The 22,016-nt window shown below is 58.2% G+C and carries 22 protein-coding genes; 7 read left to right on the top strand and 15 right to left on the bottom strand.

Features of this window, described 5'->3' with window-relative positions; all coding sequences use genetic code 11:
* Nucleotides 1-25: 25 nt before the first annotated feature.
* Nucleotides 26-730, bottom strand: a complete 705-nt coding sequence (gene hda, locus AB6K10_RS11465) for a DnaA regulatory inactivator Hda (RefSeq protein WP_253018828.1) — start codon at nucleotides 728-730, stop codon at nucleotides 26-28.
* Nucleotides 727-1,839 carry an AI-2E family transporter gene (locus AB6K10_RS11460; RefSeq protein ID WP_339118771.1) on the bottom strand — a complete coding sequence of 371 codons (1,113 nt, stop codon included), beginning with the start codon at nucleotides 1,837-1,839 and terminating at the stop codon, nucleotides 727-729. The genes hda and AB6K10_RS11460 overlap by 4 nt, the downstream gene beginning before the upstream one ends.
* A 199-nt stretch (nucleotides 1,840-2,038) precedes the next feature.
* On the opposite strand from AB6K10_RS11460, the gene purM reads away from it, so the two are divergent.
* Both purM and purN read left to right on the top strand, forming a co-directional pair.
* Nucleotides 2,039-3,118: a phosphoribosylformylglycinamidine cyclo-ligase gene (gene purM, locus AB6K10_RS11455; protein ID WP_253018829.1), complete on the top strand. Its 1,080-nt coding sequence runs from the start codon at nucleotides 2,039-2,041 to the stop codon at nucleotides 3,116-3,118.
* A complete protein-coding gene (gene purN, locus AB6K10_RS11450) occupies nucleotides 3,115-3,858 on the top strand; it encodes a phosphoribosylglycinamide formyltransferase (protein WP_339118770.1) in 744 nt (247 codons plus the stop codon). The genes purM and purN overlap by 4 nt, the downstream gene beginning before the upstream one ends.
* A gap of 77 nt (nucleotides 3,859-3,935) precedes the next feature.
* Here purN and dcd read toward each other — a convergent pair whose 3' ends face one another.
* The 4 genes from dcd to cobA all read right to left on the bottom strand — a co-directional run bounded on the left by dcd (nucleotide 3,936) and on the right by cobA (nucleotide 7,560).
* Nucleotides 3,936-4,502 (bottom strand): dCTP deaminase, encoded by a 567-nt coding sequence (gene dcd / locus AB6K10_RS11445; protein ID WP_153843890.1) that lies wholly within the window; start codon nucleotides 4,500-4,502, stop codon nucleotides 3,936-3,938.
* 11 nt (nucleotides 4,503-4,513) lie between these two features.
* Nucleotides 4,514-5,314 (bottom strand): iron-sulfur cluster carrier protein ApbC, encoded by an 801-nt coding sequence (gene apbC, locus AB6K10_RS11440; protein ID WP_339118769.1) that lies wholly within the window; start codon nucleotides 5,312-5,314, stop codon nucleotides 4,514-4,516.
* 144 nt (nucleotides 5,315-5,458) lie between these two features.
* A complete protein-coding gene (locus AB6K10_RS11435; protein ID WP_339118768.1) occupies nucleotides 5,459-6,592 on the bottom strand; it encodes a kinesin in 1,134 nt (377 codons plus the stop codon).
* Nucleotides 6,593-6,741: 149 nt separating this feature from the next.
* Entirely contained in the window at nucleotides 6,742-7,560 is an 819-nt protein-coding gene (gene cobA / locus AB6K10_RS11430; RefSeq protein ID WP_339119616.1) for a uroporphyrinogen-III C-methyltransferase, read from the bottom strand.
* A 284-nt stretch (nucleotides 7,561-7,844) separates the two neighbouring features.
* Here cobA and AB6K10_RS11425 point away from each other — a divergent pair, with 284 nt between their 5' ends.
* The 4 genes from AB6K10_RS11425 to AB6K10_RS11410 all read left to right on the top strand — a co-directional run bounded on the left by AB6K10_RS11425 (nucleotide 7,845) and on the right by AB6K10_RS11410 (nucleotide 12,039).
* On the top strand, nucleotides 7,845-8,756 hold the full coding sequence (locus tag AB6K10_RS11425; RefSeq protein WP_159341964.1) for a GGDEF domain-containing protein: 912 nt from the start codon (nucleotides 7,845-7,847) through the stop codon (nucleotides 8,754-8,756).
* Between the two features lie 29 nt (nucleotides 8,757-8,785).
* Nucleotides 8,786-9,124, top strand: coding sequence for a 4a-hydroxytetrahydrobiopterin dehydratase (locus AB6K10_RS11420; RefSeq protein WP_159341963.1), 339 nt, complete (start codon nucleotides 8,786-8,788; stop codon nucleotides 9,122-9,124).
* Nucleotides 9,125-10,315: an amino acid aminotransferase gene (locus AB6K10_RS11415; RefSeq protein ID WP_253018833.1), complete on the top strand. Its 1,191-nt coding sequence runs from the start codon at nucleotides 9,125-9,127 to the stop codon at nucleotides 10,313-10,315.
* Between the two features lie 239 nt (nucleotides 10,316-10,554).
* Nucleotides 10,555-12,039, top strand: a complete 1,485-nt coding sequence (locus AB6K10_RS11410; protein ID WP_159341961.1) for an NCS2 family permease — start codon at nucleotides 10,555-10,557, stop codon at nucleotides 12,037-12,039.
* Between the two features lies 1 nt (nucleotide 12,040).
* Here the strand turns inward: AB6K10_RS11410 and AB6K10_RS11405 are convergent, their stop codons facing one another.
* The 3 genes from AB6K10_RS11405 to AB6K10_RS11395 all read right to left on the bottom strand — a co-directional run bounded on the left by AB6K10_RS11405 (nucleotide 12,041) and on the right by AB6K10_RS11395 (nucleotide 14,705).
* Nucleotides 12,041-13,387, bottom strand: coding sequence for an MATE family efflux transporter (locus tag AB6K10_RS11405; protein ID WP_339118767.1), 1,347 nt, complete (start codon nucleotides 13,385-13,387; stop codon nucleotides 12,041-12,043).
* 91 nt (nucleotides 13,388-13,478) lie between these two features.
* Complete coding sequence (locus AB6K10_RS11400; protein ID WP_159341960.1) at nucleotides 13,479-14,063, bottom strand: YceI family protein; 585 nt, start codon at nucleotides 14,061-14,063, stop codon at nucleotides 13,479-13,481.
* 84 nt (nucleotides 14,064-14,147) lie between these two features.
* A complete protein-coding gene (locus tag AB6K10_RS11395) occupies nucleotides 14,148-14,705 on the bottom strand; it encodes a cytochrome b (RefSeq protein ID WP_339118766.1) in 558 nt (185 codons plus the stop codon).
* A gap of 334 nt (nucleotides 14,706-15,039) precedes the next feature.
* Between AB6K10_RS11395 and AB6K10_RS11390 the strand changes: the two genes are divergently transcribed.
* Nucleotides 15,040-15,318 (top strand): hypothetical protein, encoded by a 279-nt coding sequence (locus AB6K10_RS11390; RefSeq protein WP_159341958.1) that lies wholly within the window; start codon nucleotides 15,040-15,042, stop codon nucleotides 15,316-15,318.
* Between the two features lie 72 nt (nucleotides 15,319-15,390).
* On the opposite strand, the gene AB6K10_RS11385 is transcribed toward AB6K10_RS11390, so the two are convergent.
* From AB6K10_RS11385 to accD, 6 genes are all read right to left on the bottom strand, one after another.
* Nucleotides 15,391-16,590 carry an O-succinylhomoserine sulfhydrylase gene (locus AB6K10_RS11385; protein WP_339118765.1) on the bottom strand — a complete coding sequence of 400 codons (1,200 nt, stop codon included), beginning with the start codon at nucleotides 16,588-16,590 and terminating at the stop codon, nucleotides 15,391-15,393.
* Nucleotides 16,591-16,695: 105 nt separating this feature from the next.
* Nucleotides 16,696-18,216, bottom strand: a complete 1,521-nt coding sequence (purF, locus tag AB6K10_RS11380; protein ID WP_159341956.1) for an amidophosphoribosyltransferase — start codon at nucleotides 18,214-18,216, stop codon at nucleotides 16,696-16,698.
* Between the two features lie 113 nt (nucleotides 18,217-18,329).
* Nucleotides 18,330-18,920 carry a CvpA family protein gene (locus AB6K10_RS11375; RefSeq protein ID WP_159341955.1) on the bottom strand — a complete coding sequence of 197 codons (591 nt, stop codon included), beginning with the start codon at nucleotides 18,918-18,920 and terminating at the stop codon, nucleotides 18,330-18,332.
* A 2-nt stretch (nucleotides 18,921-18,922) separates the two neighbouring features.
* Nucleotides 18,923-19,621, bottom strand: coding sequence for an SPOR domain-containing protein (locus AB6K10_RS11370; protein ID WP_253018836.1), 699 nt, complete (start codon nucleotides 19,619-19,621; stop codon nucleotides 18,923-18,925).
* A gap of 17 nt (nucleotides 19,622-19,638) precedes the next feature.
* A complete protein-coding gene (folC, locus tag AB6K10_RS11365; RefSeq protein ID WP_339118764.1) occupies nucleotides 19,639-20,931 on the bottom strand; it encodes a bifunctional tetrahydrofolate synthase/dihydrofolate synthase in 1,293 nt (430 codons plus the stop codon).
* Nucleotides 20,924-21,934, bottom strand: a complete 1,011-nt coding sequence (gene accD / locus AB6K10_RS11360) for an acetyl-CoA carboxylase, carboxyltransferase subunit beta (protein WP_339118763.1) — start codon at nucleotides 21,932-21,934, stop codon at nucleotides 20,924-20,926. Before accD ends, folC begins: the two co-directional genes overlap by 8 nt.
* Between the last annotated feature and the right edge of the window lie 82 nt (nucleotides 21,935-22,016).

The raw sequence follows: 22,016 nt of genomic DNA, 5'->3' as shown, positions 1-22,016 counted from the left end.
TTGCCAGTTGACTGGCAGGGGCGTTTTACCAATTGAGCGCCGACTTGACGAAGGGAATCGTTAGTTTTCGCTTTGCTGATAGCGACGCTTGATCCAACGTTTCCAAGGCGCGGCAAAGTTCACCCAGCTCCCGCGGCCCGCGGTGCATGATATAGCGCCCCACGTCATCCGGCAGCTGCATGCCACGCACATTGGCACGCAGCTTCAGTGCAGCCAATCGGTCATTATCGTCCATCGGGTGAAGATGGAACGTCACGCCCCAGGCCAACCGTGACGCCAAGTCCGGCAGTACCACCTCCAAATGGCGCGGCGGTTTGTTGGCCGCAATCAGCAGCGCTTTGCCCTCATCTCGCAAACGGTTGAAGGCATGAAATAGCGCCTCTTCCCAGCGCTTGCGTCCAATGACGTACTCCAGGTCATCGATGGCCACCAGATCGAGCCGCTCGATATCTTCCAACATGAGTGGCGGAAAGTGACCAAGGTCTGCAAGCGGCAAATAGAGGGCCCGCTTGTCTTGGTCGGAAGCCGCATGGCAGGCCGCTTGCAATAAATGGCTGCGCCCACTACCCGGGGCGCCCCATACGTAAAGAAACGGCTCTGAGCCAGGCGTAAGCTGATGACTGAGGTGATCGACCAACGACGCATTCGCACGGGACGCATAGTAGTTATCGAACGTGGCATCGTCGCGCAGCCCCACCCCAAGCGGCAGCTGTGCCGGTAATCGGCTCATGATGACTCCCTTTTGTCGTCGCGACCCCGTGCATCATCCGGAGTATGCGCTTCTGGGGTTTCTAAGTGTGCGTCGTAGAGCGCACTATTTTTATATCGGTCTTTCACTTCACGTAGCAGCACCATGATCACCGCTGCGGCCGGTAGCGCCAATAGCACGCCCGTGAGGCCAAAAAGATGCCCGCCCGCGAGCACCGCAAAGATGACCGCCACCGGATGCAAGCCAATCTTATCGCCTAATAGCTTGGGTTGCAGTACGACGCTCTCCGCCACCTGTCCCAAACCAAAAACAGCCACAACGCCTAACAGCGCCCACCACGTATCGAACTGGAACAGTGCCACCACCAACGCGATCACTAGCCCGACAATGAAGCCTAAAAACGGCACGATGCTGACCAGCCCCGAGAGCGCGCCGATCAGCAGGCCAAAATTGAGGCCTAGCAGTGTCAACCCTGCGGCATAAATGATGCCCAAGCACAGCATGACGAGCAGCTGGCCGCGTAAAAACGACGCCAACACTTCATCGCAGCGGCGCGCTAGGCGAAACGTATCGTCTGCCCACTGGCGCGGCACCAAGTTTCCCAGGTTGTCGAGCATACGATCCCAGTCCAGCAGCAAATAGAACGTCACTACGGGAATGAGCGCGACATACGTCACCCAAGAGACGAACGCCATGCCCGAGCGACCAATCTGGCCCAGAGCCTGCGCTACGTAACTACCCGCGTCCCGCCAGTTTTCGATCAAGGTTTCGCGAACGTTGCCAAGCTCTGTGGCAAGGTCATAACCGGTCCACTCCTGAACCTGGGGAGCCAGTACACTTTCTACCCAGTTGAGCACGCCCGGCAGGGCCTCTCCCAGTTGCTTGATCTGCTGTACCACGAGGGGAATGAGAATCAGCAGGCTCAGCGCCAGCACGAACATCAACACCAAGAACACGCTGCTGACCGCCCAGGTGCGCCGCATGCCCAGACGCTGAAAATAGTCGGTTAGCGGGTCCGCGAGGTAGGCCAAAATCAACCCTGCAATGAAGGGCATTAGCATGGCATCAAGAAAATACACCGTTCCCACCAGCGCAACGACCAGCGCGATTCCCCACCATGAATGTCTCATTCCCTGCTCCTTCCTGGATATACGGTCAGCGGTAGTGCTTGAATAGTAACAAAAGTTGGCCGCCACGCACCTGATAACGCGTCACATCGATGCGACTTACGTCGCTGGGTGATACAATCTCACCCCGTTATTGCTCCGGCACTGGCTACTTGCCAGCACAATCGCATTGCAGCATTGCATAGGCTTCACAGGACCTGTCATGACCGAGACTTCTCCCTCCCAGGCTACGCCCTCTCTCAGCTATAAAGACGCAGGTGTCGATATCGATGCCGGCAACGCTCTTGTTGATCGTATCAAGCACGTTGCCAAGCGCACGTCACGCCCTGAAGTGATGGGTGGCCTTGGCGGTTTCGGCGCGCTGTGCGAGCTGCCCGCAGGCTATAAACAGCCGGTTCTCGTCTCAGGTACCGACGGTGTCGGCACCAAGTTGCGTCTGGCCATGGACCTTGGCAAGCATGACACTATCGGCATCGACCTGGTAGCCATGTGCGTGAATGACCTGATCGTGGCCGGTGCCGAGCCGCTGCTCTTTCTCGATTACTACGCCACGGGCAAGCTGGATGTCGACATTGCCGCCGACGTCGTGACCGGCATCGGCACAGGCTGCGAGCTGGCGGGCTGTGCGCTGGTCGGTGGCGAAACCGCTGAAATGCCCGGCATGTACGAAGGCAGCGACTATGATTTGGCAGGCTTCTGCGTGGGCGTTGTGGAGAAGTCCGAGATTCTCGACGGTAGCAAGGTCGCCGAAGGCGACGTGCTGTTAGGCCTGGCGTCTTCTGGTCCGCACTCCAACGGCTATTCACTGATCCGCAAAATTCTGGAAGTCAGCAATGCGTCCTTGGAAGAGAGCGTCGATGGCCAGCCGCTGGGTGACGCACTGATGGCTCCCACGCGTATTTACGTGAAGTCACTGCTATCGATGATGCGCGGCACCGATATCCCGGTTCATGCGCTTTCCCACATTACTGGCGGCGGCTTGCTGGAAAACATTCCCCGCGTACTGCCAGACACGCTGGCAGCCCGTATCGACTTGACCAGTTGGCAGCGCCCGGAAGTGTTCAACTGGCTGCAGGCGAAAGGTAACGTCAACGAGACCGAGATGCATCGCGTGCTGAACTGCGGCATTGGTATGGTCGTGGTCGTGCCCGCCACTCAGGCCGCGAACGCCAAAGCACACCTAGAAGCCCAAGGCGAGACCGTTTACCAGATCGGCCAGATCGTTCAACGCCAGGAAGAGGCCGTCGTCCTCGACCACGGCGAAGCGAGCTCACAAGCATGAGCAATACCGACTACAGCAGCGATACCCTCAACGGCATGACGCCTGAACCCATGGGCGCCCGCCGCGTGGTGGTACTGATCTCTGGCAGTGGCAGCAACCTCCAAGCGCTCATCGACGCCCAGCAGCATGATCGTCTAGGCGGCGAGATTGTCGCGGTCATCTCCAACGAGCCCGACGCCTATGGTTTGAAGCGGGCTCATGAAGCCGGCATCGAAGCGGTGGTTCTCCCTCACCGCGAGTACGATAGCCGCGACGCCTACGACGGCGCGCTGATCAAAGTCATCGAGCGACACGAGCCGGATGTGATCGTACTCGCAGGCTTCATGCGAATTCTCACCCCGCGCTTCGTGCAGCGCTTCCTGGGGCGGATGCTCAACATCCACCCTTCGCTACTGCCCGCGTACCAAGGCTTGAATACTCATGCCCGTGCGCTGGCCGACGGTGCTTCGCATCACGGCTGCAGCGTGCACTTCGTCACCGAAGAGCTGGATGGTGGCCCCGTGGTGCTGCAAGCGGAGCTTCAGGTGAGTGCAGAGGACACGGTGGAGACACTAAAAGAGAAGGTTCACGCCCGTGAGCATCTGATCTTCCCGATTGCAGTACAGTGGTTTCTAGAAGGACGCCTGCAGTACGCGGCCGAGGGCGCCACGATGGACGGCCACCCGCTTCCACCATACGGCATGCGCCTTTCTCACGCGGATGCCGCCGAAGAGCTTGATGAAGAGATCGACGACGCCTAACTTGCTAATACCGGCGTTAAAAAGCCTTGCCGCAGTGATGCGGCAAGGCTTTTTTGTAGCACGAGCGAAGCAACGTCTCAGGTGCGCGGCAGCGTTACGCCACGTTGCCCCATGTACTTGCCCCCACGATCTTTATAGGAGATCTCGCACACCTCGTCGGATTCCAGGAAAAGCATCTGGGCGACGCCTTCATGGGCATAGATTTTCGCAGGCAAGTTGGTGGTGTTGGAGAACTCCAGCGTCACGTGCCCTTCCCACTCAGGCTCCAACGGCGTCACGTTGACGATGATACCGCAGCGTGCATAGGTGGATTTACCCAGACAAATGGTCAGTACGTTACGCGGGATGCGGAAATACTCCACCGTCCGCGCCAGCGCAAACGAGTTCGGCGGGATGATACAAACATCGCCTTTCACATCCACGAAACTTTTATCGTCGAACGCTTTAGGGTCCACGATGGCCGAGTGGATATTGGTAAATACCTTGAACTCGTCGGCACAGCGCACGTCGTAGCCGTAGCTGGACGTGCCGTAGGAGATGACCCGCTGATCGTTCACATAGCGCACCTGCTCTGCCTCGAAAGGCTCGATCATGGCATCGCTCTGCGCCATCCGGCGAATCCATTTGTCTGATTTAATGCTCATCGGTTACTTCATCACTCGCTAAAAGAAATCGTAGGGCCGCCACTGTGGCTAGCGCTGACGGACTGCGCGACCTGGCTGGCAATCTCGGCGAAGGTGCGGCTGACCGCGCTCTCTGGCTCGGACACGACACTGGGGCGTCCAGAATCGGCCAGCTCGCGAATCGACAGCGTCAGCGGCAGACGGCCCAGCACCTGGGTGTCATACTCTTGTGCAATACGATCACCGCCGCCCGTCCCGAAAATCGCGGCTTCATGGCCGCACTTCTCACAGTGGTAGAGGCTCATGTTCTCTACCACGCCCAGCACCGGCACGTTGACTTTGCGGAACATCTCGATGCCTTTGCGGGCATCCAGTAGCGCGATGTCCTGCGGCGTCGTGACGATCACAGCACCAGATACCGGCACCTTCTGCGCCAATGTCAGCTGGATGTCCCCCGTGCCCGGCGGCATATCGATCAGCAGAAAGTCCAGGTCATCCCACTGGGTTTGAGTCAGCATCTGCTGGAACGCTCCCACTACCATCGGTCCACGCCACACCATCGCGTCGCGGGTGTTGACCATGAACGCCATCGACATGGCTTGAATGCCGTGGGCCTCCAGCGGCAGAAACTTATTGTCTGCCGCCGCCTGAGGACGGACACCCTCTTCTACGCCCAGCATTTGTGCCTGGCTGGGGCCATAAATATCGGCATCCAACACGCCAACGCGGTAGCCCTGTGAAGATAGCGCCAGCGCTAAATTGACGGTCACGGTGGATTTACCAACGCCACCCTTGCCGGATGCCACTGCCACAATATGCTTTACACCATCCATCAATGGCACTCCCGTGGGTTATCGATTGTGAACATGGCGTGAATGATACTCCTCAGCGTTCTATTTCTAAACCAGCAAAGAAAAAGCGGATGTGGGAACACCACATCCGCTCGAGCTCAGCACGCAAAGACGGCTGGTCTCCGATTAGTTGCTGCTCTGCTGGCTCGTCTCGTCCGCTTGGGCGTCTTCACCTTCTCCGACACTGTCAGCATCCGCATTTTCTTGCTGATTCTGCTGCTCCCCCGTGAGGTCAGGCACGTCACCCGAAGCAGGATTCTCGACATGCAGGCGCTCATCGAGCGTCGACAGCTCGTCGCGCCACTCGCTTAGCTGCGTTTCCAACCGGGCGAGCTGCTCTTGCCGTGCTTCAATGTCGTTTTCGACACTCGCCACTTCATCGCGGCCAATGTCCAGCGCCACCATCAGGTCGTCCATTTCGGTGCGCACCTGCTCTAGGCTCTGCTGCTCCTCTTCACGTAGCTGCGTCAGCGAATCCACCTCGGACTGCAGCGAATCACGCTCGCTCATCACGCTGTCGCGCTCTTCCTGGAGGGATTGCAGCTCGCTCTCCTGAGCAGAGATCTCCTCCTCGAGTGAGGCCAATCGCTCGTTGGCCTCGCTGACCTGGCGCTCGATCTCACCGAGCTCGGTCTCTGCGGTACCTAGCGCTTCCACGGCTTGTTGGCGCTGCTCTTCTGCTTCCTGACGCGCGGACTCGGCCTGCTGGCGTGCCTCTTCTGCGCTTTGACGCGCTTCTTCTACTTGCTGCAGAGAAGCTTGGGCCTCGTCACGCTCACTGACGACCTGATCACGCTCTTCGCGTAGCGTCTGCAGGTCACTCTCGGCGCTTGCCAGCTGCTCTTCTAGCGCCGTGATGTCTTGCTGCAAACTGTCACGCTGGCTCGTTAGCTCTTCCAGCTGCGCTTCGACACTGCTGACATCTTCCTGCGCCGACTCGAGGCTAGCCGTGGCGTCCGCTTGCTGCTGCTCTAAAGAGGCCATTTCATCGCGCATCGCGGTCAGGTCAGCTTCCGCCTGCTCAACTTCCGAAAGCCGCTGGCTCAATTCAGCGTTCTCTTGCTCGACACTGGACAACTGGCCTTCCAAGGTCTCGACGCGTTCTTGATGCGTGCCTGAGTTGGATTGCGCCATGATGGCCCATATCACGGCAATCGCCGCGATCCCGGCGATACCCTTCACGCGGTTATCCTGAAAGAGCGTTTTCATGTCCGGCTTGTGGGCAGGCGTGTTCGAATCCGAGTGGTTAGCTTCTGACATGCTGCGTCCCTCTTTTCGCTGGGCTGCTGACATCAGCAGCGTTAGTGACAAGTAGCACGATGGTGATCAGGTCGTCGCTTTATGAATCTGTTCGTTACTAGCATACACAGCGCAGGTCATAACGCCACCCGACAAAGCGCTCCCCTCGCCTAGTCCCGCGTCAACCAAGCATGTTTTCCCGGTGAGAACCCTGCCGATGTGCCACGGTCGCACTCGAACCACGATAGCGTCTGGTGAAGAGAGACCACGCTACCGATGATCAACAGCGCAGGCGGCTTGATATCGCCGCGATGAGCGCTATCGGGCAGTGAGTGCAGGGTTCCTACGTGGGTTTGCTGCTGCTGTGTCGTGCCTTGCTCGATTAGCGCCAGCGGCGTCGAGGGCGTCATGCCATGGGCCATCAAAGCATCGCAAATGGAGGCCAAATTGCTCAACCCCATGTAAAACACCAGCGTTTGCCCCGGCTGCGCCAGCGTCGCCCAATCGAGCGAAAATTCTCCGTCTTGTAAATGCCCCGTCACGAAGCGTACCGACTGCGCATGATCTCGGTGGGTCAGCGGAATGCCCGCATAAGCAGCACAGCCAGACGCCGCCGTAATGCCGGGAATCACTTCGACAGGCACACCCGCCGCCACCAGTGTTTCGAGCTCCTCCCCCCCACGTCCGAAGATGAACGGGTCACCTCCTTTGAGGCGAATGACCTGCTTGCCCTGCTGAGCCCAAGTCACCAGCGATTGGTTGATCTCCTCCTGCGGTACGCTATGGGAAGAGCGTGCCTTGCCCACGTAATAGCGCTCAGTCTTGGCCGGTAACAGTGCCAAAATTTCATCGCTCACCAGGCGGTCGTACAGCACCACTTCGGCGTTGATGAGTCGCTTGTAAGCCTTCAGCGTCAACAGATCGGGGTCGCCAGGGCCTGCGCCAATCAAGCTGACACGCCCAAGCGGCTCTTGAGGCTCCTCTGGCACGCCCGCGTCGGCATGAACCGTGTGTGATCGTTGCGTATCCAAAGCCACCACCCATGGGAAATTCAAGTCTAATGATAGTTCAGAAAAGAATGAAAACGGCCACTCTTTACACAATCGACCATTTTCGCGGTACATCTGAGAAAATGGAATATACAACAGATTTTTAATGACCAAAAAGTATTAAAAACCGCAAAATTGTCAGCAAAAGCTTACATATTGTTTACGCTTTTACCGCTAATCTTCACGGCTAACTTACAACAGGCATAAAAACCGGAGATTCACGCATGCCCGTGAATGACCTACCCGCACCTTCTATCGGCATACCCGCCAGTGCCGATAGTCTCGTACCCCGTATTCCTGGGGTCATTTTTCAGTTCTACCGCTCCCATAGCGGCCATATGAACTTTCCCTATCTTGAGGGTGGCGGCATGGCGTTAGCGTACGTCGATAGGCAGCAGCTCGCCGAAGATGCCAGCCTACTGCTGGAACAACTCACCGGTCACGACCACCCTAAGGTGATGTCGGCCATCGAGCGCTCCGCGCGCTGGATGCTGCCGCTCAACACGCGCTTTCGGCTGCCCTTTCCTAAAGAGAAGCCACACTGGATTGCGGTGAGCGCCAACCCGGAACCCATCGAATCCGGGGTACGTTGGAATGGGCTGATGATGGACATTACCGATCAGGTCATCGAGGAACAGCGGCTTCGCAAACTGTGCGACACCGACCCGCTCACCAACCTACCGAACCGGCGCAAGCTGATGGGTCAGCTCAACCATCTGAGTTCGATGAGCACTCGCCACGGCACACCCCTGTCGATCATGATGATCGATATCGACCATTTCAAACAGCTCAACGACCGCTGGGGACATTTACAAGGGGATAGCGTGCTCAAGCAGCTGGCCACCCTGGCGCAGTCGCTGCTGCGCTGCGAAGACATGATTGCCCGGCTAGGAGGCGAAGAGTTTATGGTAGTGCTGCCGCTCACTTCGCTACAGCAATGCCATAAGCTTGCCGACCGCTTACGTCAGACCATCGCCGAGCACGATTTCGGTATCGGCCAGGGCAGGGTCACGCTGAGTATCGGAGTGGCGGAGTACCGCTTGGGGGAACCGCTGGTGAGTCTCATCGAGCGGGCCGATCGCGCGCTCTACAGCGCCAAAGAGGTTGGTCGCGACTGCGTATGCCTTCTACCCTGAAAAGAGGACTTCAACGCGGAGGTACTCCCATGACATCGCTAGCGCAATCACAGTGTGAACCTTGCAGCGGCAACGCCATGCCGCTCACTCATGACGCATGCCAAGCGCACCTCAAGGCACTTCCAGAGTGGCAGATTATCGAACACGATGGCATCATGAAGCTGTCGAGACAATTCACGTTTCGTAACTTCGCCGACGCGCTAGCGTTTAGCCAGCGGGTGGGCGATGTCGCAGAGCAGGCGGGTCATCATCCTGTATTGGTCACCGAATGGGGCAAAACCACCGTCACTTGGTGGTCCCATGAAATCAACGGCCTGCATCTTAACGACTTCATTCTTGCCGCCAGAACCGACGAGGTAGCCGAATAAATGTTTGAGCAAATTGAGCGAGTCCCTGGAGACGCCATTCTCGGGCTGATCGAAGCTTTCAAAAAAGATACCAACCCGCAGAAAGTCGACCTGGGTGTCGGTGTTTATCGAGACGCTGCTGGCAACACGCCGGTCATGCGTGCGGTCAAGGAAGCAGAAGCTCGCCTGCTCAAGAATGAAACCACCAAGACTTACATCGGCTCCCACGGCGCTCCCGCCTATGGCGACGCCGTGCTGCCCATGGTACTGGGGGCAAACTCTCCGGTGCTCGACGCCAAGCGAGCCAGCGCCACTCAATCGCCGGGCGGCACCGGCGCCCTGCGCCTGGCGGCTGACTTCGTGGCCAGCCAGCTGCCGGGCAAAGGCATCTGGGTGAGCGACCCCACTTGGCCGAACCACCACGGCATTTTCACGTCAGCGGGTATCGAGCTGCATAAGTATCCCTACGTCGATGCGGACAACCGTCTGGACTTCGAAGGCATGCTGGCCGCGCTGAAAAAGATCCCTGAAGGCGATGTCGTGGTGCTGCACGCCTGCTGCCACAACCCCACCGGCTTCGATCTTTCTCAGTCGCAGTGGCAAGAGGTCATGGCCGTGCTGAAAGAGCGTCAGCTGCTGCCGTTGATCGACTTTGCTTACCAAGGTTTCGGAGAAGGTCTGGACGAAGACGCATACGGCGTTCGCCTACTGGCCGAGAATCTGGATGAGGTGATCATCACCAGTTCTTGCTCCAAAAACTTCGGTATTTACTGCGAGCGCACAGGCTGCTTGATCCTGGTCGCCAAAAACACCGAGCAGATGGAAAACGTGCGCTCTCAGGTGGCTATCGTAGCGCGTGAAAACTACTCCAACCCGCCCGCTCACGGCGGTGCGATCGTCAGCGAGATTCTGCACGATGCCGAGCTTTCCGCCCTGTGGCGTGAAGAGCTGACCGAAATGCGCGACCGCATCAACACGCTGCGCCGCGACTTCGTCGAAGCCTTGAAGCCCTACGGCTTGGATGAAAAGTACGCTTGCGTGGCCGAACAGCGCGGCATGTTCTCCTACACCGGCTTGACGCCGGAACAGGTCGACCGTCTGCGTGACGAGTTCGGCATCTACATGGTTCGCTCTGGTCGTGCCAACGTGGCAGGCTTCTCCCACGAGAACCTTCCCTACCTCGCCAAAGCGATTGCGGCAGTTAACGACTAATACATCGCATGCCGTCACAGCGCCCAGGCCATCGCCTGGGCGTTTTTTTTGGTCACCCACAAGAAAAGCCATAAGGTTATCAACCCTTTGACCAAGGTTGTGTACAATTGCGCCTTCGCCGCCAGAGCCTGGGGCGCCCGTGCGGCGTCCGATACAACGCAGCGCTTGACCGATCAGTCAAACTTTCGGCACACTCAGCGTAGCCTTGTATACAACACACCATAACCAAGAGGCATATCATGGCGGCTGCCGGCACTCACTACCCGTGGTACAAAAAGGAAGATACCGACGCATTCTTTGCGCTCTTTCAAAACAATATCGCTAACTTCGTCATCATCGCGATTACGATGTTAGGGATGGGTTTTCCCACGTCGATCGTCTATGGCCAGGTGCTGCCCGGCGCCGCCGTCGCGGTCATGGTCGGTAACTTCTACTACGCCTGGAGCGCCGCCAGGCTCGCACGCAAAGAGAACCGCAGCGACGTCACCGCCCTCTCCTACGGCATTTCGACCCCCGTCATGTTTGTGTTTCTGTTTGGCGTTCTCCTGCCTGCCAAACAGCTCACCGGCGATGCGGAACTCGCATGGAAAGTCGCCGTAGCGGCCTGCTTCATCAGCGGCGCCATCGAAGCGGTGATTAGCGTCATCGGCCGCTGGGTACAGTATCACCTACCCCGTGCCGCCATGCTGGGCGCCGTCGCAGGCGTAGCCTTGACCTTCATTGCCGGTGAAATGCTGTTCAAAACGTTGGAAATGCCGGTCATTGGCCTGCTGGTGCTAGGGATCATCATCGTTGGCTTGGTGGCCCGCGTCAGCATGCCCTTCAAACTACCGACATCGCTGTTCGCCATCGTGGTGGGAACGGCCATGGCCTATCTGATCGGCGACGCTGGCAGTGAACGCTTCAGCGATGCGTTCACGCATCTCGGCTTTTATCCGCTACTCCCCAACCTTGCTTGGTTCGAAGGGCTAGGCCTGCTGTTCACCGGCATGCTGGCCGTGTTGACCGTGGTACTGCCCATCACGCTCTATAACGCCATCGAGACGATGAACAACGTCGAGGCCATGGAGGCCGCGGGCGACAAGTACGACGTGCGCGAGTGCCAGGCAGTGGATGGTGCAGGCACCATGATCGGCGCGTTGTTTGGCGGCGTGTTTCCGACGACGGTATATATCGCCACGGTGGGCGCGAAATGGATGGGCGCAGGGCGCGGCTACAGCCTGCTCAACGGGGCGGTTTACGCACTAGCGACCATGTTCGGGCTCATTGCTGCGCTGGCCGCCATCATCCCCGTCTCCGTCGTCGCTCCGATTTTGGTATTCGTCGGCATGTCGATGATTGCAACGGCGTTCCAAGCCAACGACACACGCTACTACCCAGCCATTGCGCTGGCCATGCTGCCCTACTTCGCCAACTACGTCATGACCCGTTTCAACCGAGGAGCGGGCGAAGTGGTGAGCGACATTTCCAGTGCCATCGTCGTAATGGGCCAAGGCGCCATGTTCATGGCCATCTTCCTGGGTGCCATGACCGTTTCGGTGATCGACCATCAATTTCGCCGAGCAGCGGCCTTCGCCGTAATTGCCGCAGGCTTCTCGTTCGTCGGTTTGATGCATGCCCCCAAACTGGCTTTCAACGCCGCGCCGGAGTTCGTCATGGGCTATTTGGCGATGGCGTTACTGTTCGTCTACTTCTCGTTTCAAGAAGCCCCTCATAAGCGCTGATTCAATGCGAAACTCCCGCCTGCCGATGCGGGCGGGAGAGAATGCGCTTCAACACGAACCACGCCGTCAGCCCAGCCAGCAAATTACCTATGGCAGCGCCTGCGGCTAGGCCTGTCCAGCCAAATAGCTGCGCGCCCAACCATAGGCAGGGCAAGTAGCAGATGAACAGCCGTGCGCTCGACAGCAGCATGGCCCGCAGCGGCCAACCCAGCGCATTACCTGCCGACACCACCAGCATGCACACTCCCAGTGCTGCGTAGCTGGGCAGCAGGAAACGGATCAGCAGCGCTAGCTCACTCTGCACCTCGGGATTACCCGCCAGCGCCATCGCCACCCAAGGCGATGCCAATGCAAGCAGGGCTCCCAGGCTCAACTGCCAAATCACGGCCACTTTCAGCGCCAAACGAAGCAGCCGTTGAATTTGCCCCCAGTCGCCCGCGCCGTAGCAGCGCCCCAACCAGGGTGGCAGCGACATGGTCATGGCAAGAATCACCATCAGTGACAGCGTCTCAAGACGACTCGCCAACCCCCATGCCGCTACTTGGGTATCCCCTAAGCCCGCTACGGCGGCAATCGCCAGCATGGCGGCCAAAGGTGGCATCAATTGGCTGACCATGGCCGGCGCCGCAATACCCATGAACGGTCGCCACGAGCGTTTCGCTTCCAGGCCAATGCCGTCGGTGGTGGCCCACTGACGTCGATGCAGCTTTCGCCCCGTCAGCAGCAACCCCACAGAAAATGCCACTGCAGTCGCCCAAGCCGCGCCTGGCAGGCCCCAGCCGTCCCAACTACCTACACCAAAAATGAACAGCGGATCCAGTGCCAGGTTGACGAGGCTACTGACGACCATCATCTTCCCCGGCATACGGGTATCCCCATGAGCACGGAAGACGCTGTACATGAAATAGAGCACGGCACCTAGCCACGCAGCCAAAAGCTGTGGCCCCCAGTAAGCGCGAATGTAGGCCAACGCCGTGTCGTCCGCGCCTAGCAATTGAAACAGCGGCACCTGTAACCACCATAACACGAGACCCAAACACGCAATGACCGCCCCACCGGCCATGAGCACGAGGCAGGAGAGCCGTTTGGCTCTGGCGTGCTCCTCTGCGCCCAGCGCTCTAGAGATCAGCGCGGCAATGGCGATTCCCATTCCCACCTGGATGCCGATAATCAAAAACGATAGCGGAAACGTAAACGACTGAGCCGCCAGCGGCGCAGTGCCCAAACGTGCGATAAACGCACTGTCCACAAGCTGAAAACCCAATAGCGCCAGCACACCAATGGCCATTGGCCACGTTTGCCGCCATAGGGTTATCGCCAACTCGCGTTGTTGCATGACAGCTGCCAAAAACGGACTCCTTAGCGTCACAAAACTAGAAAGACTAAACGCAAAAAACGCCACCACCCGTGAAGGTGGCGGCGTTCTGGACCGGTATCGCTTACTGGCGAATACCTTCGAACGTCACGTAAAGCTCGACTTCATGCATGGCTTCCGGAAAATCGCTCATGTCGATACCGAAATCGCCCAAGGTCAGCATCGTGCTGCCCTCGAAGCCTGCGCGGTAATTGCCCCAGGGGTCTTCACCTTCGCCCATTAGCGTGACCGGCATCTCGATCTCTTGCGTTTGGCCATGCAGCGTCAACTCACCCGTGACGACGCCTTCGTTGTCGCCCGTTGGTTCGAAACCGGTCGACGTGAAGGTCGCCGTGGGATATTCGCTGGCGTTCAGGAAATCACCGCTCAGGATGTGACGATCACGCTCTGCATGGTTGCTGTTCAGGCTATCTACCTGTACTTCCATCTCAACGGAAGATGCGGCTAGGTCGTCAGCGTCGTAGGAGAACTGGCCGTCGAACTCTTCGAAGCTACCTAGAATGTAGGAAAAGCCTAGGTGGTTAATTTTGAATTGAACGAAGGCGTGCTGGCCTTCCGTATCAATTTGATAATCAGCGGCCTGTGCTTGGCTCAGGGGAACCAGCGCAGCTGCCGCGACCGCTGCTGCCATTACGCTTTTCTTCATCATAACGTCCATCTCCTTTCTTTCCTTATGGGCACTGCCAGCAAAGTCACTTCATGCCGTAGCAGCGTTCAAAAAGTGTCGAATATCTCAATGACCTGTCTTGCTATAACGCGGATTCATCATCCTGCGTAACGTGGCATGGCGATAACGGTAGTGATGCACCAATGCGATCACCGCATGACCACCCGCCAGCACCATGAGCGCAAGCGCGCTGTACCAATGAACCTCACCGGCCAAACTGGCTTGGTTGGGCAAGTCGTATAGGAATGCAGGTACTTCAAACCAGTCGAATACGCTGATGCCGCGCCCGTTCGCGGTGGAAATCAAATAGCCGCTGGTCAAAACCAGCAGTAATAAAACGTAGAGCGCTATATGCCCCAGATGGGCGGCCAGCCGTTCAAAACGACGACCCTCTGCCGCAGGCGTGGGTTGCGAGAAACGCCACGCCAATCGGCCTATGGTCGCCAGTAGTAACAAAATACCGATCGAGCGGTGAACCCATGGCCCTTGGTTGTACCACGGGTCGTAGTAACCCAACCCGGTCATCCACCAGCCCAGTATGAACAATCCAATGATCGTCAAGGCGCTGAGCCAGTGAAAAAGAATACTAATGACACCCCAACCGCTGCGCGTGTTCCGCAACATCCTTGATTCCCCGTGTAAAACTGCTCGCAAGTGGCTGCCCGCTCGTTTCGTTAAGAGCATACCGTCTCACCGGCCAAAACTCTGCTGAAAAAAGCAGAATACATCGTTCGTAAAAACCATTGGTTACGTCGCTAACGGCTTGCCCCCTTCCTCACGAAAGCGCATCGATACGCCAACATTTTGCACCTTAGACGAAAGTTTAAAAAATCGAACAAAAGCAGCAATTTTAATCAATTTTACAATTTGTTTAGCGCGCTTATTATTAGCGCACGTTCTGACACGACACGTCACCACGTCAAAGAACACCTTCCATTATCTATAGAGAGTATGACACATGAAAAAATTGACCCTTATTTCTGCCATTGCCATGACGTTGACCTCCACTGCCGCGCTCGCTGAGCAAGGCTCTGCGGAACTCAATGAGATCGTTCATGCTAGCTCCTCGGTCCATCACAGCGCTGACAGCCTGAAGATGACGCCTGCAGACCTGACACTGGTAAACGGCGACGCTGCCAAAAACCGTGTCTCCGAGCCTCACTCCGAAGCGACGTCTGCCAATCGTGGCGACAGTCAGATCGCACAGTCTGACCTGCCGCATCGCAATGCTTCCTAAGCATCGCTTAGGTAATTAGGTAAAAAAACCCACCGGCAGGTGGGTTTTTTTATTGAGACGCGCCTTGCAAGCTCAGCGCGCCGCTAGCGCATCCAAGCCACGAGCCAAGTCCTGCTGGATATCCTCTTGGCTCTCTAGTCCTACCGCTACGCGAATGAGACCCGGCGCAATGCCTGCTGCCTCTTTCTGTGCGTCTGAAAGACGGCCATGGGTGGTCGTCGCCGGATGGGTGATGGTGGTTTTGACATCACCCAGGTTACCCGTGATGGAAAGCATACGGGTGGCATCAATGACCTGCCACGCACCCTCTTGCCCTCCTGTGACTTCGAACCCCAACACCGCGCCAAAGCCCTGCTGCTGCTGTTTCGCCAGCGCATGCTGAGGATGGGCTTCCAACCCACTGTAATAGACGCGGTTCACCGCCGGATGTTGATCGAGCCAGCGCGCAAGCGTCAGTGCATTGTCACAGTGCGCTTTCATACGCAGCGACAACGTTTCCAACCCTTTGGTGAAAATCCACGCGTTGAACGGACTCATGCAGGGCCCGCAGGTACGCACCACCCCGAAGACTTCCTCTAACACATCGTGCTTACCGACGACCGCGCCACCCACGGCGCGCCCCTGTCCGTCCAGGTACTTAGTCGCAGAGTGAATGACCAAATCGGCACCCAGCGCGATTGGCTGCTGCAGAGCGGGGGTCAAAAAGCAGTTATCAATGGCAAGCAGCGCACCACTGCGTTTGGCAAGCGCTGCTAGGGCCGGGATATCTGCCACTTCAGAAAGCGGGTTAGAGGGGGTTTCGGCAAACATCAGCTTGGTCTTGGGGCTGATTGCCTCCTCCCAAGCAGCCAGATTGGACAGTTCCACATAGCGTGTGGTGATTCCGAACTTACCCAAATACTTATCGAACAGGCTGACCGTAGAGCCAAAGAGAGAGCGGGAAGCTACGATTTCATCTCCCGCCGATAGCAACGCCAGCGCCGTCGAAAGAATCGCCGACATACCGGAGCTGGTGGCCACACAGCGCTCGCCGCCTTCCAGTGCTGCTAAACGACGCTCAAAGGTGTGGACGGTCGGGTTGGTGAAGCGTGAATACACGTTGCCTGGCTCTTTTCCGCCAAACTTGCGCGCCGCCTCGGCAGCACTTTCGTACACAAAGCTCGACGTGGGGAAAATCGGCTCCGCGTGTTCTTGCTCGAACGTGCGGTGATGCCCCGCCCGAATGGCGAGCGTTTCCAGCGACCACTCATCCTGATGGCTATCGTCGTGCATGGCAGAGCCCCTTATTCCAACCGCGATATCAAAAAGCTGCACATTCAATGTGCAAAAAACTTAGGCATAACGCCTGCGGGCGAACCGCACCGCAGGCGTCGACGCTCAATCGTCCAGATCATCGTCTTGATTATGCATATCGACCAAGGCGTGGTCACCCGCGCTCTGATCTTTTGCCGCATCGTTACGGCTCGCCTCTAGAACGGCGAGATACGCGTCGTCGATGTCGCCCGTCACGTAGTTACCATCGAACACCGAGCAGTCGAAGGCCTCCATGTCTGGGTTGACTTCCCGACAGGCGTCTTTCAAGTCTTCTAGATCTTGATAGAAAATGCGGTCTGCACCAATCAACTGCCCCACTTCGTCCTCGGTACGACCATGGGCAATCAGCTCGGAAGCTGCTGGCATGTCGATCCCATACACGTTGGGATAGCGCACGGGCGGCGCAGCGGAGGCAAAGTAGACTTTACGCGCACCGGCATCCCGCGCCATCTGAATGATCTGCTTGCAGGTGGTGCCGCGCACGATGGAGTCGTCCACTAGCAGAACGTTCTTCCCCTTGAACTCTACATCGATGGCGTTCAGCTTTTGGCGCACCGATTTTTTACGCTGGGTCTGGCCCGGCATGATGAAGGTACGGCCAATGTAGCGGTTCTTCATAAAGCCTTCGCGGTAGGTCACGCCGAGATGTTGCGCCATCTCCAGTGCCGAGGTTCGCGAGGTATCGGGGATGGGAATGACCACATCGATATCGTGGTCCGGCCACTCGTTCAAAATACGGTCACCCAGCTTGCGCCCCATCTGCATGCGGGTGCCGTACACGTAGGCACCGTCCAGAATGGAGTCGGGACGGGCGAGATACACGTGCTCGAAAATGCACGAGCGCAGCTGCGGGCGATCCGCACACACCTGGGTGTGCACTTGCCCCTGCATATCGACGAAAATCGCCTCGCCGGGAGCCAGATCGCGTTCGAGTTCGAAGCCACCGACATCCAACGCCACGGATTCAGAAGCAATCATGACCTCTTGGCCATCGGCGTCTTGACGGGTACCGAAGACCACCGGACGGATACCGTGGGGATCACGGAACGCTACCATGCCAAAGCCATTGATGATCGCGACCGCCGCGTAGCCGCCTTTGCAGCGCCGGTGCACTCTACGAACCGCATCGAAGATATCTTCTGCTTCCAGGTGCAGCCCCTGCTTGCCCAGTTCGTGGGCGAACACGTTCAGCAGCACCTCGGAATCAGAGCTGGTATTGATATGGCGAAGGTCGGTGGAGAACAGCTCCTGCTTCAACTGCTCGGAGTTGGTCAGATTGCCGTTGTGAGCCAGCGCGATGCCGTAAGGCGAGTTGACGTAGAAAGGCTGCGACTCCGCCTCACTGGAGGAACCAGCCGTGGGATAACGAACGTGCCCAATCCCTAAATTGCCCTTGAGGCGTGCCATGTGGCGAGTGTGGAAGACGTCACGGACCAAGCCGTTACTCTTGCGCAGTAGGAAGCGTCCCTCGCTCCAAGTCATCATGCCGGCAGCGTCCTGGCCCCGATGCTGAAGTACGGTCAGGGCATCGTAGATTCCCTGATTTACCGCCTGCTTGGCCAGAAGGCCTACTATACCGCACATTCCAGTTACCTCGCTTTGATACCATGGCTTACGGACGCAAGCCCGTACGTTCATCTAACTGACAAACACTGGCGCCGTGACCCGGCGCCAGCGAAGAATTTTCGAGCAACGCCCTACTGCGCGTCCGTCTCCACCTCCGGAGCGCCACTGGTGGGTAGCGTTGGCTGCGCACGGCGCAGCTCGGGCAGCGAAATATCGCGCAGTGACTCTGGGGGCGTTGGTAATTCACGCTCCCACTGGTCGAGCTGACTAACCGCCCAGTCGCGTAGCTCGACGAAGGTAGGCCTCAGCGAGGCCTGTTGCCACGCCTGGAGTTCCGCCAGGGGCGTCAAGGTAATCAGGACCGTCGCTACCAGAAGAATGACCGCCCCTCGTGCGATACCAAACGCAGCGCCCGCAAACCGGTTCAACAACCCCATGCCGACCCACTCGACGGCCGCATGCACCACGCGAATGACGATGCCACATAACAAGATGACGGCAAAAATCACCAGGACGAACGCCAACACCAAGCGGGCATCGAAGCTATCGATAAAGCCACTCATTAGCTCGGCGACGGGCTCAGCCAGCACGCGAGCTACCATGAGCGCCACCACCCAAGCGGCCAGCCCCAACGATTCGCGTACGAAACCACGCACGAACCCGGCCAGCATGGACAGCCCCAGAACCGCTAGAAACAGTGCATCAATCCAGGTCAAGGCCATGGTCAATCTCTAACTCGCACAAGCAGGCCCTGGACATTGATCCGCTGCTTGATCAGGGCCATGGCTGCCTCGCCATCTTCGGAGGTGGCATAAGGGCCAACGAGTACGGTAGTCAGGTTGTTGTCTCTGGCCCGCTGAAAGACACTGAATCCTTCGCCACTGAGCTGGTCGCTGATGCGTTGGGCATTGGCGGTATCGCCAAAGCTGCCTACCTGAACGGCCCACTCCCCTTGCTGCTGAGCGGCCGGACCGGAAGAAGCACTACTGCTGCTATTGCCGCTGCTGCTATTACGACTCTCATTGGCGGCCACCAGCGCAGCGATGGGGTCGTCTTGCGGTGGAGAGGCAGGTTCAGGCGCTGGTGACGAGGACATCGATTCGGAAGGAGCCTCTTGAGTCGACGACGCTTCGGCGCGCACGACCTGATCGGTTTGCGGTGCACGAGGCATCTCGTCAATCGGCTCTTCGAGCGCTTCGTCTGTCTCGACGGGGTCGGAGGGAGCGGGCGTCGAGATGGATTCGGGCATTTCCGGTGCGGGCACGTCCTGACGGACGACATCCACGGGCTGCTCGATGACAAAGGTCGGCTGAGGGCGCTCTTCACGCGGCGCAGGATCACTCATTAGCCATGGAACAACAATGGCCAGCAGCGCCAGCAGTATCACGATGCCACTAATGCGTTCCGTTTTACCGTATTTCATATCCCTCTCCATCAAGCTTAGCGCGCTCGCAACGTGGCTTGCGGCAGCGGCATCGCCAGCAACTCAGCGACCGTAAAGAACGAGCCAGTGGCCAGCACGCGGTCCTCGGGGGTGAGCTGCTTGGCCAGCTTGGCAGCTCCCGCCGCGGGGGAGTCGGCGCAATCATACACGTGTCCGCCGAGCGACGTAATACGTTCGGCTAACTCCGCTGCGGTGCGGCCACGCTCCCCGTCAAGGCTCACGCACACCCAGTCGGTCACTCTGGGCAATAGGGCTTGAATGACACCGTCGGCATCCTTGTCATTCAACATGCCGATGAGCGCCCACTGCCGACCGCCCTTGGGCGGTGCCGGTAAGCGCCTAGCGACGTACTGCGCGGCATGAGGGTTATGGCCCACGTCCAGACACCACTGGCCCACCCACTGCATGCGCCCGGATAGCGTGACCGTCCGAAGCGACTTGCGCACGGTATCGACCTTGAGAACGATACCGGCCAGCGACAGCGCTTGCAGCGCCGTGGCAGCATTATCGATCGGCAAACCTGGGTCTGGCAGGCCATCCAACGAGAGCGTAGCGCCATCTGCCGCCAAGCCATGCCAACACCAGGTCGCGCCTGCCACGTCGCCAGCGCTGTGGCTAAACGCGGCTCCCAGTGCATAGGTTTTAGCTGCGATACCAATCGCGGAATCCAACACGCTGGCAGGTAGTGCCTGACTTCCGAGCACTGCCGGTTTGAGCGGGCGAAAAATCCCCGCTTTCTCACGGCCAATCTGCTCGATATCAGTACCGAGAAAGTTGGCATGATCCAAGGCAATGGTCGTGACGATCGCCACGTCTGCATCGATGATATTCACCGCGTCCAGACGACCGCCCAACCCCACTTCCAGCACGGCCAGGTCCAACTCGGCCTGAGCCAAGCACCACAACGCACAGAGCGTGCCGGCTTCGAAGTAAGTCAAGCTGACGACAGGCGCTTGCAGGCGGGCGTTTTCTACCTGCTGAAAGCCCTCTACCAAGCGTTTATCGCTGGCTTCACGACCTTCGAGCGTGACGCGCTCGTTGTAGCGCAACAGATGAGGAGAGGTGTAGGTGCCCGTACGCCAGCCGTGTGCACGCGCCAGCGAATCGATCATGGCAAGGGTCGAACCCTTGCCATTGGTACCCGCCACCGTGATGACCCGTTTGGCAATGGGGCGATCCAGCAGCCCCATGTGTTTGGCCACTAAAGAGACGCGCTCCAACCCCATATCGATCCCTACGGGATGCAGGGTTTCCAGGTGATGAAGCCATTCCGCTAACGTGTTAGGCATTGCGAGACGCGTCATCGCTCGGTGCAGCGCGTACGTCCGCTTTGGCCCCACCACTAACCGGTGACTCGAACGCGTCTGCCAACGGTTCTTCGTTGACGACCGGCTCGATAACCTCGGCGTCCGGCTGCTCGCCTTTCGAGGGGTTAGCGCTGTGGTGCGTCAATTTACGCAGCACACCGCCTACTCGCTCACGCATGTCATGACGATGAACGATCATGTCGACCGTGCCATGCTCCAGCAAGAACTCGCTGCGCTGGAAACCTTCTGGCAGGGTTTCACGGACGGTCTGCTCGATGACTCGGGGGCCCGCGAAACCAATCAGCGCATTGGGCTCGGCAATGTTCAAGTCGCCCAGCATCGCCAAAGAGGCCGATACGCCGCCAAATACAGGATCGGTCAAGACTGAAATATAAGGAACGCCTGCCTGCTTGAGCTTCTCGAGCGCCGCCGACGTTTTTGCCATCTGCATCAGCGAGAACAGCGCTTCTTGCATGCGCGCGCCCCCTGACGCTGCAAAGCAGACCAGCGGAATGCCCTCTTCCAGTGCGATGGTCGCCGCGCGAACGAATTTCTCGCCCACGACGGCGCCCATGGAGCCGCCCATGAAGGTGAACTCGAACGCCACGGCAACGACCGGCAACCCATCCAGCTCGCCACGCATCGCTACCAGCGCGTCTTTTTCGCCGGTCTCTTTTTGCGCCGCCGTCAGACGATCCTTGTACTTCTTGGAGTCGCGGAACTTGAGGCGATCGTTCGGCTCGATTTCTGCCGCGATCTCTTCGCGCCCCTGTTTATCCAGGAACCAGTCCAAACGTTTGCGCGCCGTCAAGCGTAAGTGGTGCTCACATTTGGGGCATACGCTGTGATGCTTCTCTAATTCAGGCAGGTAGAGAACGGCTTCACACTTGGGACATTTACGCCAGAGACCGTCAGGCACGCTGGCACGACGGTCTTTACGCTGGATACGCCCCATGGAGGGCACGATCTTGTCTAACCAGCTCATATCAAAAAGGCTTCCGTGTACGTCAAGGCTTGGCCACGCCAAGCCTAATGAGTGTCGTCAATCAAATCAGTGTAGACGATGA

The sequence above is a fragment of the Halomonas sp. BMC6 genome, from assembly GCF_964204995.1.
Taxonomy (GTDB): Bacteria; Pseudomonadota; Gammaproteobacteria; order Pseudomonadales; family Halomonadaceae; genus Vreelandella.
The sequence above is the reverse complement of the archived record's forward strand: the minus strand, read 5'-3'. Positions and strand labels throughout refer to the sequence as shown.

Coding starts and splice junctions, on each gene's coding strand:
- hda (WP_253018828.1), bottom strand. CDS start 730: ATGAGCCGATTACCGGCACAGCTGCCGCTTGGGGTGGGGCTGCGCGAC.
- AB6K10_RS11460 (WP_339118771.1), bottom strand. CDS start 1,839: ATGAGACATTCATGGTGGGGAATCGCGCTGGTCGTTGCGCTGGTGGGA.
- purM (WP_253018829.1), top strand. CDS start 2,039: ATGACCGAGACTTCTCCCTCCCAGGCTACGCCCTCTCTCAGCTATAAA.
- purN (WP_339118770.1), top strand. CDS start 3,115: ATGAGCAATACCGACTACAGCAGCGATACCCTCAACGGCATGACGCCT.
- dcd (WP_153843890.1), bottom strand. CDS start 4,502: ATGAGCATTAAATCAGACAAATGGATTCGCCGGATGGCGCAGAGCGAT.
- apbC (WP_339118769.1), bottom strand. CDS start 5,314: ATGGATGGTGTAAAGCATATTGTGGCAGTGGCATCCGGCAAGGGTGGC.
- AB6K10_RS11435 (WP_339118768.1), bottom strand. CDS start 6,592: ATGTCAGAAGCTAACCACTCGGATTCGAACACGCCTGCCCACAAGCCG.
- AB6K10_RS11425 (WP_159341964.1), top strand. CDS start 7,845: ATGCCCGTGAATGACCTACCCGCACCTTCTATCGGCATACCCGCCAGT.
- AB6K10_RS11420 (WP_159341963.1), top strand. CDS start 8,786: ATGACATCGCTAGCGCAATCACAGTGTGAACCTTGCAGCGGCAACGCC.
- AB6K10_RS11415 (WP_253018833.1), top strand. CDS start 9,125: ATGTTTGAGCAAATTGAGCGAGTCCCTGGAGACGCCATTCTCGGGCTG.
- AB6K10_RS11410 (WP_159341961.1), top strand. CDS start 10,555: ATGGCGGCTGCCGGCACTCACTACCCGTGGTACAAAAAGGAAGATACC.
- AB6K10_RS11400 (WP_159341960.1), bottom strand. CDS start 14,063: ATGATGAAGAAAAGCGTAATGGCAGCAGCGGTCGCGGCAGCTGCGCTG.
- AB6K10_RS11395 (WP_339118766.1), bottom strand. CDS start 14,705: ATGTTGCGGAACACGCGCAGCGGTTGGGGTGTCATTAGTATTCTTTTT.
- AB6K10_RS11390 (WP_159341958.1), top strand. CDS start 15,040: ATGAAAAAATTGACCCTTATTTCTGCCATTGCCATGACGTTGACCTCC.
- AB6K10_RS11385 (WP_339118765.1), bottom strand. CDS start 16,590: ATGCACGACGATAGCCATCAGGATGAGTGGTCGCTGGAAACGCTCGCC.
- purF (WP_159341956.1), bottom strand. CDS start 18,216: ATGTGCGGTATAGTAGGCCTTCTGGCCAAGCAGGCGGTAAATCAGGGA.
- AB6K10_RS11375 (WP_159341955.1), bottom strand. CDS start 18,920: ATGGCCTTGACCTGGATTGATGCACTGTTTCTAGCGGTTCTGGGGCTG.
- AB6K10_RS11370 (WP_253018836.1), bottom strand. CDS start 19,621: ATGAAATACGGTAAAACGGAACGCATTAGTGGCATCGTGATACTGCTG.
- folC (WP_339118764.1), bottom strand. CDS start 20,931: ATGCCTAACACGTTAGCGGAATGGCTTCATCACCTGGAAACCCTGCAT.
- accD (WP_339118763.1), bottom strand. CDS start 21,934: ATGAGCTGGTTAGACAAGATCGTGCCCTCCATGGGGCGTATCCAGCGT.